Here is a 13,526-nt window from a genome sequence, read left to right on the forward strand (position 1 = left end):
TTGCTGGCATGCGCGCGCAGATCCGGGACCCATAACCCCAGGGAGATGTGCGAGGCACCATGGCTGAACGATCTCGCCCAGCCGCGTCCGCCACGGCGTATGGATTCCCGGTCGGCGTCCGCCAACGCTGCGCGTTGCCGGACTGGCCCGGGATGACACCTTTGCTTGTCGCGGCCCGTGTGACCGAACCAGACACAGTGGCGCCTCTTCACGCCGGGACGGGATCATGCGAGGCGCCGACCAAGGCTCTTGCTTTGAATTCGAATTCGGAATACGAATTCGTAAAGGGGAGGAGCCTGGAATGAGGGACCTGCTGAACTTCGGGCAGATGCTGTCGGCGCACGCCCGCATGTCGCCGGAGCGCACCGGTGCCCGCGACCTCGAGCGCGCGATGAGCTTCCGTCTCTGGAACGAGCGCGCCTGCCGGCTCGCCAATGCGCTGCTCGGCCTCGGTCTGGCCAAGGGCGATCGCGTCGCGATCCTTGCCTACAATTGCGTCGAGTGGTGTGAGATCTATGCGGCGACGGCCAAGGCTGGCCTGGTTGCGCTGCCGATCAACTTTCGCCTGACAGCGCCCGAGGTGCTGTTCATCGTGCAGAACGCCGAAGCGTCCGCCGTCATCGTACAGGACGAACTCGTCGGTCTCGTCGAGGAGGCTCGCAAGGATCTCGGCATCCCCGACGATCGCTTCATCCACTTCGGTACAAAGCCGCGCCCGGCCGGCTATCGCGGCTATGAGGACATCATCGCGCAAGCCGCGTCAGTGGAGCCGGATCAGCACGTCGCGCTATCCGATCCCTGGACCCTGATGTACACCTCGGGCACGACTGGCAAGCCGAAGGGCGTGCTGCGCAGCCACCGCAGCGCCGTGCTGCTGTCGATGGTCACCGAGATCGAGCTGAAGCTCAGCCGCGATGACGGCGCGCTGCTGGTGATGCCGATGTGCCATGCCAATTCGCTGAACTTCTTCGGCGCGTTCGGCTACATCGGCGGCGTCAGTTCGATCTATTCACGCAAGAGCTTCGATCCCGAGCACGCGGTGACGACGCTCGCCGATGGCGGCTCGACCTTCACCTCGCTGGTGCCGACGCACTACATCATGATGCTCGATCTGCCGCGCGCGATCCGCGCGCAGCACGATTTCAGCGCGGTGACCAAGCTGATGATCTCCTCGGCGCCGGCGCGACCGGAGACCAAGCGCGAGGTGATGGAGATGTTTCCGAAGTCCGGTCTCTACGAGCTCTATGGCGCGACCGAGACCGGCTGGGTGACGATGCTGCATCCGCATGAGCAGTTCACCAAGCTCGGCTCTGTCGGGCGCGAATGCGTCGGCGCAGCCCCCATCCGCATCCTCGACGAGGCCGGCCATGAGGTGCCGGACGGCGAGGCGGGCGAGCTCTATTCGTCCAACGCCCACACCTTCGACTGCTATTGGCGCCTGCCGGACAAGACCAAGGAGGCGTTCCGCGGCGACTATTGCTCGGTCGGCGACATGGCGCGCCGTGATGCTGACGGTTACATTCACTTGGCCGACCGCAAGAGCAACATGATCATCTCCGGTGGCGAGAACATCTATCCGTCCGAGGTCGAGGCGCTGGTCGGCGCACATCCCAGCGTCAAGGACATCGCGGTGATCGGCCTTCCCGACGACAAATGGGGCGAGCGCGTCCACGCCGTGATCGTGCCGCGCGACGGGGTGACCGTGAAGGAGGGCGAGCTGGTCGACTGGGCCAAGGAACGTCTCGCCGGCTTCAAGCGGCCGCGCTCCTACGCCTTGATCACCGACGCCGAGATGCCGCGCAACGCCACCGGCAAGATCCTGCACCGCGAGCTGAAGAAGCGATTTTCGTGAACGGGTGGCTGCGATGTGGTGCGGTCTGATATGTAGCTGCGATGCAGGCCGTTCTCAATTCCGCTCTTCCCATTTTCGCGCTGATCCTCACCGGATTCCTGTGCGGACGCTTCGGTGTGTTCGACCGCACCGCAACCGACAATCTCAACCGCTTCGCGGTGTATCTTGCGCTGCCGGCGCTGATCTTCACGGCGATGTCCAGGATCGGCGTCGAGCAGGTCAGCCAGTTCGGCTTCATCGGCGCGTTCTGCGGCGGCATCGCCGCGACCTTCGCGACCGGCTTTGTCATCAGCCGCTTGCGCGGCCGCCGCGTCGCCAACGCCAGCATCGAGGGGCTGGATGCCGGCTACAGCAATGTCGGCTTCATGGGCATCCCGATGTGCCTCCTGGTGTTCGGCCCGGACAGCGCGCCGGCCTCGATCATCGCTACGCTCTTCACGGCCAGCGTCCTGTTCCTGTTCGCGATCGTCGTCGTCGAGATGGATCTGCAGAAGGGCGCGACGCTCGGCACCACCATCGCCAAGGTCGCGCGCTCGCTGCTGACGAGCCCATTGTTCGTCGCGCCGGTCACAGGCCTCGCGGTCGGGCTCAGCGGCATCGCGCTGCCGGCGCCATTCATGAGCTTCACCAGCCTGCTCGGCGGCGCGGCCTCGCCGGTGGCGCTGGTGTGCATCGGCCTGTTCCTGGCACAGGAGCGCGTCGTCACGCACGATGCGACATCCATTGCGATTCTGGTGTCGCTGAAGCTCGTGATGCAGCCCGCGGTCACGGCGCTGCTCGCCTTCCATGTGTTTGCGATGCCGCCGCTGTGGTCGCATTCGGCCGTCATCCTCAGCGCGCTGCCGATCGGCTCGGGGCCGTTCACCATCGCCAAGCTCTACGGCCTGGAGGCGGGCGTCACCTCGGGCTCCATCCTCGTCTCGCACATCTTCGCCGTCCTCACGGTCTCGCTGCTCGTGGCCTGGCTCGCCCCGGGCTGATTGCATCTTCATCCGGAGTGGTCCGATGAAAGTCTCCCCCGACAGTGCCGCCGACCTGATCGCCCGCCTGCTCAAGCGCCGCGGCGTCACCCGCGTGTTCGCGCTGTGCGGCGGCCACATCATGCCGATCTGGATGCGGCTCGACGCGGAGGGGATCCAGATCATCGACGTGCGTGACGAGCGCGCCGCCGTCCACATGGCGCAGGCCCATGCGGAGCTCACCGGCGAGCTCGGCGTCGCGCTGGTGACCGCTGGGCCGGGCATGACCAACGCGATCACCGGCATCGCCAACGCCCATGTCTCGCGCGCGCCGGTGCTGGTGATATCTGGCGGCAATCCGCGGCCGCAGGAAAATCGCGGCGGCCTGCAGGACATGGATCACACCCAGCTGGTGCGCTCGATCACGCGCTATGCCCGCACGGTGCGTGAGCCGTCACTGGTGTTGCAGGAGCTCGACGAGGCGATCGCGCGGGCGTTCGGCGATGGCGGCGAGCCCGGACCCGTCTTCATCGATTTCCCGGTCGACACTCTGCGCGGGATCGTGCCGAAGGCACTGCAATTGGAGGAGCATCTCGGACCGAAGCCGCGCGCGGCGACGCGCCCCGATCCGGCCGAGGTCGAGAAGGCGGTCGAGCTGCTGTGGTCGGCGCGCCGCGTGCTCGTCATTTCCGGCCGTGGCGCGCGCGGCGCAGGGCCCGAGCTGATCGGCCTGCTCGACCGGCTCGGCGCGGTCTATCTCGACACCGGCGAGAGCAGGGGCCTCGTGCCCGATGATCATCCGTCCGTGGTGGGCGCGATGCGCGGCGCCGTGATGGGCGATGCCGATGTCGTACTGACGGTCGGCCGCAAGCTCGACTTCCAGCTCGCCTATGGCTCGCCCGCCGTGTTCAGGGACGCCAGGTTCGTCCGCATCAGCGACACTGCGAGCGAGCTGCGCGATAATCGCCGCGGCGCGGCCGAGATCCTGGCGTCGCCGGCCGAGACGCTTCGTGCGATCGTTGCGCTCGCGGGCAATCGCGAATCGGCTGTCGATCGGCAATGGGCCGCGAAGCTGCGCGCGGCGCATCAGGAGCGCGCCGCCAAGCTGAAGCAGAGCATGGCGACGGCGGCACCGGGCTCCGACGGCCGGCTGCATCCGAACCGCGTGCTATCTGCGATCCAGGACGCCATCGGCAACGACGCCGTGGTCATCACCGACGGCGGTGATTTCCTGTCCTTCGCCCGTGTGGGCCTGAGTGCGCCCTTGATGCTCGATCCCGGCCCGTTCGGCTGCATCGGCATCGGTGTGCCCTACGGTATCGCCGCCAGCCTCGCTTATCCCGACAAGCCCGTGGTGGTCGCGACCGGCGACGGCGCGTTCGGCTTCAACGCGATCGAGGTCGACACCGCCGTGCGCCACAAGGCCCCGGTGCTGATCGTCGTCGCCAACAACGGCGCCTGGCAGATCGAGGTTCACGACCAGTCGGTGACGCATGGCAAGGTCGTCGGCACCAGGCTGCAGTTCGCCGATCACGCCGCCATGGCGCGCGCCTTCGGCATGCATGCCGAGCGCGTCGAGACGGAGGAGCAGCTTGGGCCTGCGATCGAACGCGCGCTGGCGAATCGTCCGGCGCTGCTCGACATGGTCGTGACGCCGGAGGCGGTGTCGTCGGATGCCAAGACGGGGTTGGCGTGCGTGCCGGACCTGCAGCCGCTGGCTGCGTGGGACGAGGCGGAGCGGAAATGGCGGGGGAGTTGATCTGTCGTTGGTCTGCAACGTGTCGCCGGTCTCGGAACCCCACTCTCTCCATGAACACGCCTCTCGGCGTGTTCGTGGTCCGGTGTGCAGTGCCGCCCCGGCTGTTGAACCTCATGGTGAGGAGCGCCGCGCCGCAAGCTGCTTGACGCAAGCTGAGATGGTTCGGGCGCGGCGCGTCTCGAACCATGAGGCCCGAGCTGTGGCCTCGCCCTTCGAGACGCCCGCCTTCGGCGGGCCCTCAGGGTGAGGGTGGAAGTCGTTCCGAGCAGGGCGAAGCGCGCAATTCCGAGCGAAGCTTTCGATCGTCTTGATCATTACGCTGCTCGCGGCCGGAAGCTTACTCGGTCAAAGAGGACCAAGTGCAGCGAATTGTGTCGCCCCGCTTATTTCTGCTCCAGCTGCCGCGGCGCGCTCAGCCACAGCGCGAGCAGCGTGCACACCGCGCCGGACAGCAGATAGCCGCCGGCCGACAGCAGGCCGAAATACGACGCCAGCAACAGCGCCGCCAGCGGCGCGAAGCCCGCGCCGAACAGCCACGCGAGGTCGGCGGTCAGTGCTGACGCCGTGTAGCGATAGGTGCGGGCGAAGTTGGCGGCGATCGCGCCCGAGGACTGGCCGAACGACAGGCCGAGCAGGATGAAGCCGAGCACCATGTAGACGGTCTCGCCGACCGGGCCGGCATCGAGCAGCTGCGGCGCGAAGCCCGAGAACACCGCGATCGCGATGGCTGAGCCGATCAGCAGCGACTTGCGGCCGATGCGGTCGGCGAGCATGCCGGAGGCGATGATCGCGACCACGCCGAACACCGCGCCGACGGCCTCGATGATCAGGAAGCGCGCCGGCGTCTCCTTGGTGAACAGGAATACCCAGGACAGCGGAAACACCGTCACCATGTGAAACAGCGCAAAGCTCGCCAGCGGCGCGAAGGCGCCGATCACGATGTTGCGGCCCTCGTGGCGGATGGTGTTGGCGACGCTGGCCGGCTGCAGTTCACGGGAGTGGAACAGCTCGTCATATTCGGGGGTCACCACCATGCGCAGCCGCGCGAACAGCGCCACGACGTTGATGGCAAACGCCACGAAGAACGGATAGCGCCAGCCCCAGTCGAAGAAGTCGGCCGCCGAGAGATGGCCGACGAAGAACGCGAACAGCGTGCTGGCGACGATCAGCCCGAGCGGCGCGCCGAGCTGCGGGATCATCGCATACCAGCCGCGCTGATGCTCCGGCGCGTTCATCGCGAGCAGCGAGGCGAGGCCGTCCCAGGCGCCGCCCCAGGCGAGGCCCTGGCCGATTCGCGCTAGCGCCAGCAGCCAGATCGCGCCAGCGCCGACGGTGTAGTAGCTCGGCAGGAAGGCGATCGCGACGGTCGAGGTGCCCAGCAGGAACAGCGCGATGATCAGCTTGGCGCTCTTGCCGTAGCGGCGGTCGATCGCCATGAAGATCACGCTGCCGAACGGACGCGCGATGAAGGCGAGCGCGAACAGCGCGAAGGAATACAGCGTCTGCGTCAGCTCGTCGGCGAACGGAAAAACCAGCCGCGGAAACACGATCACCGAGGCGATGGCGTAGACGAAGAAATCAAAGAACTCCGACGTGCGGCCGATGATGACCCCGATCGCGATCTCGCCGGGATTCGCCTCATGCCTGCGGGAGAGATCGGTCTCGCCGTCCATGGCCGCTGCCTGTGTCATCGCTGCTCGCAGTCCTCTCGCACTCTATGTGCGGCCCGTAGATGTCTGCCCCGCGCTTGGTCCGGTATTGGACAAATTGTCCAATGTTGGGCATGGCCTCCGGTCGCTACGTGAGGCCTCGTTCAGAGATCCGCGCTTCGACGAGGTTAATCGTGCGTTACTGGAAAACGTTGGCTTTGCTACCGCTAGGGTTTGCGCTCGGCGGCTGCAATCTGGTGGTGCTCGCGCCCTCCGGTGACGTCGCGGCCCAGCAGCGCGATCTCGTGATCATCGCCACCGTGCTGATGCTGCTGATCGTGGTGCCGGTGATGGTGGCCACCGCCATGATCGCCTGGCGCTACCGCCAGTCCAACAAGACCGCGACCTACACGCCCGACTGGGACCACTCCACCCAGCTCGAGCTTTTGATCTGGGCGGCGCCGCTGCTGATCATCATCTGCCTGGGCGCCGTCACCTGGATGGGCACGCATCTGCTCGATCCCTACCGCACGCTCGGGCGCATCTCGGCCGATCGCGCGGTGACGCCGCAGGACAAGCCGCTCGAGGTCAACGTCGTCGCGCTCGATTGGAAGTGGCTGTTCATCTATCCCGAATACGGCATCGCCAGCCTCAACGAGCTCGCCGCACCCGTGAACCGGCCGCTCGATTTCCGCATCACCTCGTCCTCGGTGATGAACTCGTTCTATATTCCGGCACTCGCCGGTCAGATCTATGCGATGCCGGGCATGCAGAGCCGGCTGCACGCGGTCATCAACAAGCCCGGCGTCTATCGCGGCTTCTCGGCGAACTATAGCGGCGCCGGCTTCTCCGGCATGCGCTTCGGTTTCCATGGCCTGTCGGATGCGGAGTTTGCCGGCTGGGTCGAGAAGGCCAAGGCGAGCGGCAATGCGCTGGGCAAGCCTGAATACCTGACCCTGGAGCGTCCGAGCGCCAACGAGCCGGTGCGCTACTACGCTTCCGTCGACAACGACCTGTTCCGCGCCATCCTCAACATGTGCGTCGAGACCGGCAAGATGTGCATGAGCGAGATGATGGCGATCGACGCCCGGGGCGGCATGGGCATGGCCGGTGTGCGCAACACGCTGCCGCTCGCCTATGACAAGTTCGCCGGCCGCGGGGCCGTGTTCGGCGCCGAGCCGAGCTTCGTCGCCGGCGGCGTCTGCCTGCCGGGCGACCAGGTCACGCGCATGGCCGAGGACTCCTCGCCCACCGTGCTGGCGCCGCTCGACTGGACGCCGCTGCAGGGCCGCGGGCTGGAACGGCCCGGCCTGATGCGGCCGTCCAAGGCATCGTTCATTTCGTTGCCGACCTCCAAGTCGAATTCCTGACGTTCGGATTCGCAAGGATCACATCATGTTCGACACTGCCAATCTCACCAAGCTCATCTTCGGCCGGCTGACCCTGGAGTCGCTGCCGCTGCACGAGCCGATCATCGTCGGTACCTTCGCAATGGTCGCGCTCGGCGGCCTCGCGCTGCTCGGTGCACTGACCTATTTCCGGCTGTGGGGCTATCTCTGGAAGGAGTGGTTCACCACCGTCGACCACAAGCGCATCGGCATCATGTACATGGTGCTCGGCATCGTCATGCTGCTGCGCGGCTTCGCTGACGCCCTGATGATGCGCCTGCAGCAGGCGATCGCCTTCAACGGCTCCGAGGGCTACCTCAACTCGCACCACTATGATCAGGTGTTCACGGCCCACGGCGTGATCATGATCTTCTTCGTGGCGATGCCGCTGGTCACCGGCCTGATGAACTATGTCGTGCCGCTGCAGATCGGCGCGCGCGACGTGTCGTTTCCGTTCCTCAACAATTTCAGCTTCTGGATGACCACGGCGGGCGCCGTGCTGGTGATGTGCTCGCTGTTCGTCGGCGAATTCGCGCGCACCGGCTGGCTCGCCTATCCGCCGCTGTCGAACCTGTCCTACAGTCCGGACGTCGGCGTCGACTATTATATCTGGGCGCTGCAGGTGGCCGGCGTCGGCACGCTGTTATCCGGCGTCAACCTGATCTGCACCATCGTCAAGATGCGGGCGCCCGGCATGACCATGATGAAGATGCCGGTCTTCGCCTGGACCTCGCTGTGCACCAACGTGCTGATCGTCGCCTCCTTCCCGGTGCTGACGGCGGTGCTGGCGCTGCTGTCGCTCGACCGCTACGTCGGCACCAACTTCTTCACCAATGATTTCGGCGGCGATCCGATGATGTATGTCAACCTCATCTGGATCTGGGGCCATCCGGAGGTCTACATCCTCATCCTGCCGGCGTTCGGCATCTTCTCCGAGGTCACTTCGACCTTCTCGGGCAAGCGGCTGTTCGGCTACACCTCGATGGTCTACGCGACCGTCGTCATCACCATCCTCTCTTATCTCGTCTGGCTGCACCATTTCTTCACCATGGGCTCCGGCGCCAGCGTCAACTCGTTCTTCGGCATCACCACGATGATCATCTCGATCCCGACGGGCGCGAAGATGTTCAACTGGCTGTTCACGATGTATCGCGGCCGCATCCGCTTCGAGCTGCCCATGATGTGGACGGTCGCCTTCATGCTGACCTTCGTGATCGGCGGCATGACCGGCGTGCTGCTCGCGGTGCCGCCGGCCGACTTCGTGCTGCACAACAGCCTGTTCCTGGTCGCGCATTTCCACAACGTCATCATTGGCGGCGTGCTGTTCGGCCTGTTCGCCGGCATCGCCTATTGGTTCCCGAAGGCGTTCGGCTTCAAGCTCGATCCGTTCTGGGGCAAGATGTCGTTCTGGTTCTGGACCGTCGGCTTCTACTTTGCCTTCATGCCGCTCTACGTGCTCGGCCTGATGGGCGTGACCCGGCGCCTACGCACCTTCGATGATCCGAGCCTGCAGATCTGGTTCGTCATCGCCGGCATCGGCGCGTTCCTGATCCTCCTGGGCATCGCGAGCTTCCTGATCCAGATCGCCGTCAGCGTGCTGCGCCGCGAGCAGCTCGCCGACACCACCGGCGATCCATGGGATGCGCGCACCCTGGAGTGGGCGACGTCGTCGCCGCCGCCGGCCTACAATTTCGCCTTCACGCCGGTCATTCACGACAATGACGCGTGGTGGGACATGAAGCGCCGCGGCTATGCGCGTCCGCTCACGGGCTTCAAGGCCATCCACATGCCGAGCAACACCGGCACCGGTGTGATCCTGGCGGGCCTCAGCACCACCATGGCGTTTGGCCTGATCTGGTACATGTGGTGGATGGCGGCCGGCAGCTTCGTCACGCTGCTGGCGGTCGCGATCGGCCACACCTTCAATTATCACCGCAGCTTCCACATTCCGGCCGAAGAGGTCGTGAGCGTCGAGCGTGCCCGCACCGAGCTGCTCGCGGCAGGAGCCAAGTCATGACGATCGCAGCAGGCACCATGAAGGCCGGCGAGCCGGTCTTCTACGTCGTCGACGAGCACGAGCACCCCGAAGGGAGCAGCACGCAGCTCGGCTTCTGGATCTATCTGATGAGCGACTGCCTCATCTTTGCGATCCTGTTCGCCGTCTATGGCGTGCTCGGCACCAAATACGCCGCGGGCCCGGCGCCGAAGGATCTGTTCGACCTGTCGCTGGTCGCGCTCAACACCTCGTTCCTGCTGCTGTCCTCGCTGACCTACGGCTTCGCAATGCTGTCGATGCAGCAGAATCGCGTCGGTGCGATGCAGGCGTGGCTCGTGGTGACCGGTCTGTTCGGCCTCGCGTTTCTCGGCATCGAGCTGACCGAGTTCGCGCACATGATCCATGAGGGCGCGACGCCGCAGCGCAGCGCCTTCCTATCGTCGTTCTTCACCCTGGTTGGAACCCACGGCCTGCACGTGACGTTCGGCCTGATCTGGCTCGTGACCCTGATGGTGCAGGTCAAGCGCTTCGGCCTGATCGAGGCCAACCGCCGCCGGCTGGTCTGCCTCAGCATGTTCTGGCACTTCCTCGACGTGATCTGGATCGGGGTCTTCACCTTCGTCTATCTGATGGGGATGCTCCGATGAGCTCTGACGCCCACGCTCACGCCGATGCGCACGGGTCGGCCGATGACCATGCCGGCACGCGCTCCGGCCAGTTGATCGGCTTCGGCCTCTCGGTCGTCCTGACCGCGATCCCGTTCCTGCTGGTCATGACCGGCTCGCTCGACAAGCAGGTCACGGCGCTGATCATCATGGCGTTCGCGGCCGTGCAGGTCGTCGTCCACATGATCTTCTTCCTGCACATGAACACCAAGGCCGAGGGCGGCTGGACCATGATGGCGCTGATCTTCACCATCATCATGGTGGTGATCGCGCTCTCCGGCTCGCTCTGGGTCATGCATCATCTGACCACCAACATGATGCCGGTGCACGAGATGGGCTCGACGCCGTGATGTCGGGCCCTGCCAAGGGGGCAGGGGGACGAGAAGCGCCGGGCGCGAGGCGGCCGGCGACGTTGGCGATCGGCACCGCGTGGGTCGCCTGCGTCGCGATCCTGCTGGCGCTGGGCGTCTGGCAGGTCGAGCGCCGCGCCTGGAAGCTCGATCTGATCGACCGGGTCGATCGGCGCGTGCACGCCGCGCCGGTGCCGGCGCCTTCTCCAGCACAGTGGCCGGCGATCAATCGCAGCGACGACGAATACAAGCGGGTGACGCTCAGCGGCCGCTTCCTCAACGATCGCGAAACGCTGGTGCAGGCGCTCACGGTCGAAGGCCCCGGCTATTGGGTGGTGACGCCGCTGCAGACGTCCGACGGTCTCGTCCTGGTGAACCGCGGCTTCGTCCCCTCCGAGCGCCGCGATCCCGCCAGCCGCAGCGCCGGGAACCCGGATGGTCCGGTCAGCGTGACCGGATTGCTGCGGATCTCCGAGCCCGGCGGCGGCTTCCTGCGCCACAATGATCCCGCGGCCAACCGCTGGTATTCACGTGACGTTGCGGCCATCGCAGCGGCGCGCGGCCTGTCCGACGTCGCGCCGTTCTTCGTCGATGCCGATGCGACGCCGAACCCGGGCGGCTATCCGGTCGGTGGCCTGACCGTGATCGCGTTTCCGAACAACCATCTGGTTTACGCGCTGACCTGGTTTACATTGGCGCTGATGCTGGCCGGGGCCGGCGTGCAGCGGCTGCGCCGTGCGCGCGGTCCGGCGGCGACGCAGGATGTGGAATGGGATCATCGGCAGCAGAGCATGCACGGGCACGGGGCTTCGCCATTGTGAGCGAACGCGGCTCGCCGACAGCTGCGCCGCTCCCGGACGCCGCCGCATGAAGAACGAAGCGCCGAACCTGCCGATCGGAGCGGTCGCCGCGATCGCCGCGCCGGAGATCCACGCGCCGGTCCCGACCAAGGACGCGACCAACCGCAAGAACATGGTGCTGCTGATCCAGCTGCGCTGGATCGCGGTGGTCGGGCAGATCGTTACCATTGCCTTTGTCACCTTCTGGTTCGGCATCGCGCTGCCGGTGGTGCCGATGGCCGCGATCATCTGCGCGCTGGTGGTGCTCAATATCGCCAGCCACATCTGGCTGCGCACCCGCGATGACGTCGGCAACCGCGATTTGTTGATCGCGCTGATGCTCGACGTCGTGGCGCTGACCTCGGAGCTCTATCTCACCGGCGGCGCGTCGAACCCGTTCACCTGTCTTTATCTGTTGCAGATCACACTCGGCGCCGTGCTGCTCGATGCGCGCTCGTCCTGGTCTCTGGTCGCGCTGACGGTGCTCAGTTTCGTCTGGCTCACCATCGAGTACCGGCCGCTGGCGCCGCCGCTGCATCATGTCAGCGATCCGTTCGACCTGCACATCACCGGCATGTTCGTCGGCTTCGTGCTCGACGCGGTGCTGCTCGTCGTCTTCGTCACCCGCATCAACCGGAACCTGCGCGAGCGCGACGCCAAGCTCGCCGATCTGCGCCAGCATGCCGCCGAGCAGGACCACATCATCCGCATGGGCCTGTTGGCCTCCGGCGCCGCGCACGAGCTCGGCACGCCGCTCGCGTCGATCTCCGTGATCCTCAACGATTGGCGGCGGATGACGGCGATCTCGGCCGATCCTGCACTGGCGGAGGACTTCACCGAGATGGAAGCCGCGGTGCAGCGCTGCAAGTCGATCGTCACCGACATTCTGGTGTCGGCGGGGCAGGCCCGCGGCGAAGGCTCGGCGCCGACGACCTTGAAGGCGTTCCTGACCACGCTGGTCTCGGAATGGACCACGGCGCGCTCGGCGCGCAATCTGATGTTCCGCAACGAGTTCGGCTCCGACCCCGCAATCGTCTCCGATGTCGCGCTCAAGCAGGCGATCGTCAACGTGCTCGACAATGCCTTCGAGGTCTCCCGAGACTGGGTCGAGTTCGTCGCCGAGCGCGACGGTGAGTCATTGCTGCTCAGCGTCAGCGACCGCGGGCCGGGCTTCGATCCGGCGATGCTGGCGCAGATCGGGCGGCCCTATCAGTCGAGCAAGGGCCGTCCGGGCCGCGGCCTCGGCCTGTTCCTGGTGGTCAATGTGATCCGCAAGCTCGGCGGCGGCGTTTCCGCCTGGAACCACCGGGGACGCGGGGCGACCGTGCGGCTATCCTTGCCGCTCTCGATGCTTGCGATTGGAGAGCCCAGTGGAGATTGAACGCTCTCTCCTGATCGTCGAAGACGACGACGGTTTTGCGCGCACCTTGAAGCGCTCGTTCGAGCGGCGCGGCTACGAGGCCGTGATCGCGGCCTCGCTCGAGGAGGTCGACGACATCATCAAGGACAGGACGTTCGGCTACGCCGTCGTCGACCTCAAGCTCGGCGGCGCCTCCGGCCTCGTCTGCGTCGAGAAGCTGCACGCGCACGATCCGGAGATGCTGATTGTCGTTCTCACCGGCTTCGCCAGCATCGCCACCGCCGTCGAGGCGATCAAGCTCGGCGCCTGCCACTATCTGGCAAAGCCGTCGAACACCGACGACATCGAGGAAGCCTTTCGCAAGGCCGAGGGCAATGCCCAGGTCGCACTGCCCGAGCGATCCACCTCGATCAAGACGCTCGAATGGGAGCGCATCCACCAGACCCTGATCGATACGGATTTCAACATCTCCGAAGCGGCGCGACGGCTGGGCATGCATCGGCGAACGTTGGCGCGGAAGCTGGAGAAGCGGCCGGTGAAGTAGTTGCAGTGAGTCGTACCGCTGCCCGCCGCGCAGTCGGTGCGCTCCCTCTCCCCGTTCTTCACGGGGAGAGGGTTGGGGTGAGGGGCAGCCCCACCCACCGACCGCGCTGAGAGCCCCCCTCACCCGGATTGCATCTAACAATGCAATCCGGCCTCTCCCCGCCTT

Annotated in this window: 11 protein-coding genes; 10 read left to right on the top strand and 1 reads right to left on the bottom strand. The window is 65.9% G+C overall.

Going from position 1 to position 13,526, the window contains the following annotated elements; translation table 11 throughout:
- Positions 1 to 301 precede the first annotated feature (301 nt).
- From ACQR1Y_RS26515 to ACQR1Y_RS26525, 3 genes are read left to right on the top strand one after another with little or no spacing between them, the layout of a single operon-like run.
- The gene (locus ACQR1Y_RS26515) at positions 302 to 1,852 is read left to right on the top strand and encodes an AMP-binding protein (protein WP_434877121.1); all 1,551 of its coding nucleotides are present in this window, start codon (positions 302 to 304) and stop codon (positions 1,850 to 1,852) included.
- Positions 1,853 to 1,893: 41 nt separating this feature from the next.
- Entirely contained in the window at positions 1,894 to 2,832 is a 939-nt protein-coding gene (locus ACQR1Y_RS26520) for an AEC family transporter (RefSeq protein WP_434877120.1), read from the top strand.
- A gap of 25 nt (positions 2,833 to 2,857) precedes the next feature.
- Complete coding sequence (locus tag ACQR1Y_RS26525) at positions 2,858 to 4,570, top strand: thiamine pyrophosphate-binding protein (protein ID WP_434877119.1); 1,713 nt, start codon at positions 2,858 to 2,860, stop codon at positions 4,568 to 4,570.
- Between the two features lie 383 nt (positions 4,571 to 4,953).
- Here the strand turns inward: ACQR1Y_RS26525 and ACQR1Y_RS26530 are convergent, their stop codons facing one another.
- Positions 4,954 to 6,261, bottom strand: coding sequence for an MFS transporter (locus ACQR1Y_RS26530; protein WP_434877118.1), 1,308 nt, complete (start codon positions 6,259 to 6,261; stop codon positions 4,954 to 4,956).
- Between the two features lie 152 nt (positions 6,262 to 6,413).
- Here ACQR1Y_RS26530 and cyoA point away from each other — a divergent pair, with 152 nt between their 5' ends.
- The 7 genes from cyoA to ACQR1Y_RS26565 are packed head-to-tail and all read left to right on the top strand — an operon-like array spanning position 6,414 to position 13,361.
- Positions 6,414 to 7,589 carry a ubiquinol oxidase subunit II gene (gene cyoA, locus ACQR1Y_RS26535; protein WP_434877117.1) on the top strand — a complete coding sequence of 392 codons (1,176 nt, stop codon included), beginning with the start codon at positions 6,414 to 6,416 and terminating at the stop codon, positions 7,587 to 7,589.
- A gap of 25 nt (positions 7,590 to 7,614) precedes the next feature.
- Positions 7,615 to 9,624, top strand: a complete 2,010-nt coding sequence (gene cyoB / locus ACQR1Y_RS26540) for a cytochrome o ubiquinol oxidase subunit I (RefSeq protein ID WP_434877116.1) — start codon at positions 7,615 to 7,617, stop codon at positions 9,622 to 9,624.
- Positions 9,621 to 10,250 carry a cytochrome o ubiquinol oxidase subunit III gene (gene cyoC, locus ACQR1Y_RS26545; RefSeq protein WP_434877115.1) on the top strand — a complete coding sequence of 210 codons (630 nt, stop codon included), beginning with the start codon at positions 9,621 to 9,623 and terminating at the stop codon, positions 10,248 to 10,250. Before cyoB ends, cyoC begins: the two co-directional genes overlap by 4 nt.
- The gene (gene cyoD, locus ACQR1Y_RS26550) at positions 10,247 to 10,618 is read left to right on the top strand and encodes a cytochrome o ubiquinol oxidase subunit IV (protein ID WP_434877114.1); all 372 of its coding nucleotides are present in this window, start codon (positions 10,247 to 10,249) and stop codon (positions 10,616 to 10,618) included. Before cyoC ends, cyoD begins: the two co-directional genes overlap by 4 nt.
- A complete protein-coding gene (locus tag ACQR1Y_RS26555; protein WP_434877113.1) occupies positions 10,618 to 11,439 on the top strand; it encodes an SURF1 family protein in 822 nt (273 codons plus the stop codon). Before cyoD ends, ACQR1Y_RS26555 begins: the two co-directional genes overlap by 1 nt.
- Positions 11,440 to 11,485: 46 nt before the next feature.
- Positions 11,486 to 12,838, top strand: a complete 1,353-nt coding sequence (locus ACQR1Y_RS26560; protein ID WP_434877112.1) for an ATP-binding protein — start codon at positions 11,486 to 11,488, stop codon at positions 12,836 to 12,838.
- Positions 12,828 to 13,361 carry a response regulator transcription factor gene (locus ACQR1Y_RS26565; protein WP_434877111.1) on the top strand — a complete coding sequence of 178 codons (534 nt, stop codon included), beginning with the start codon at positions 12,828 to 12,830 and terminating at the stop codon, positions 13,359 to 13,361. Before ACQR1Y_RS26560 ends, ACQR1Y_RS26565 begins: the two co-directional genes overlap by 11 nt.
- Positions 13,362 to 13,526: the final 165 nt, after the last annotated feature.

This window comes from Bradyrhizobium sp. HKCCYLRH3099 (assembly GCF_051167855.1).
Lineage (GTDB): Bacteria > Pseudomonadota > Alphaproteobacteria > Rhizobiales > Xanthobacteraceae > Bradyrhizobium.

Coding starts and splice junctions, on each gene's coding strand:
- ACQR1Y_RS26520 (WP_434877120.1), top strand. CDS start 1,894: ATGCAGGCCGTTCTCAATTCCGCTCTTCCCATTTTCGCGCTGATCCTC.
- ACQR1Y_RS26555 (WP_434877113.1), top strand. CDS start 10,618: ATGTCGGGCCCTGCCAAGGGGGCAGGGGGACGAGAAGCGCCGGGCGCG.
- ACQR1Y_RS26530 (WP_434877118.1), bottom strand. CDS start 6,261: ATGACACAGGCAGCGGCCATGGACGGCGAGACCGATCTCTCCCGCAGG.
- ACQR1Y_RS26525 (WP_434877119.1), top strand. CDS start 2,858: ATGAAAGTCTCCCCCGACAGTGCCGCCGACCTGATCGCCCGCCTGCTC.
- ACQR1Y_RS26515 (WP_434877121.1), top strand. CDS start 302: ATGAGGGACCTGCTGAACTTCGGGCAGATGCTGTCGGCGCACGCCCGC.
- cyoB (WP_434877116.1), top strand. CDS start 7,615: ATGTTCGACACTGCCAATCTCACCAAGCTCATCTTCGGCCGGCTGACC.
- cyoD (WP_434877114.1), top strand. CDS start 10,247: ATGAGCTCTGACGCCCACGCTCACGCCGATGCGCACGGGTCGGCCGAT.
- cyoC (WP_434877115.1), top strand. CDS start 9,621: ATGACGATCGCAGCAGGCACCATGAAGGCCGGCGAGCCGGTCTTCTAC.
- ACQR1Y_RS26560 (WP_434877112.1), top strand. CDS start 11,486: ATGAAGAACGAAGCGCCGAACCTGCCGATCGGAGCGGTCGCCGCGATC.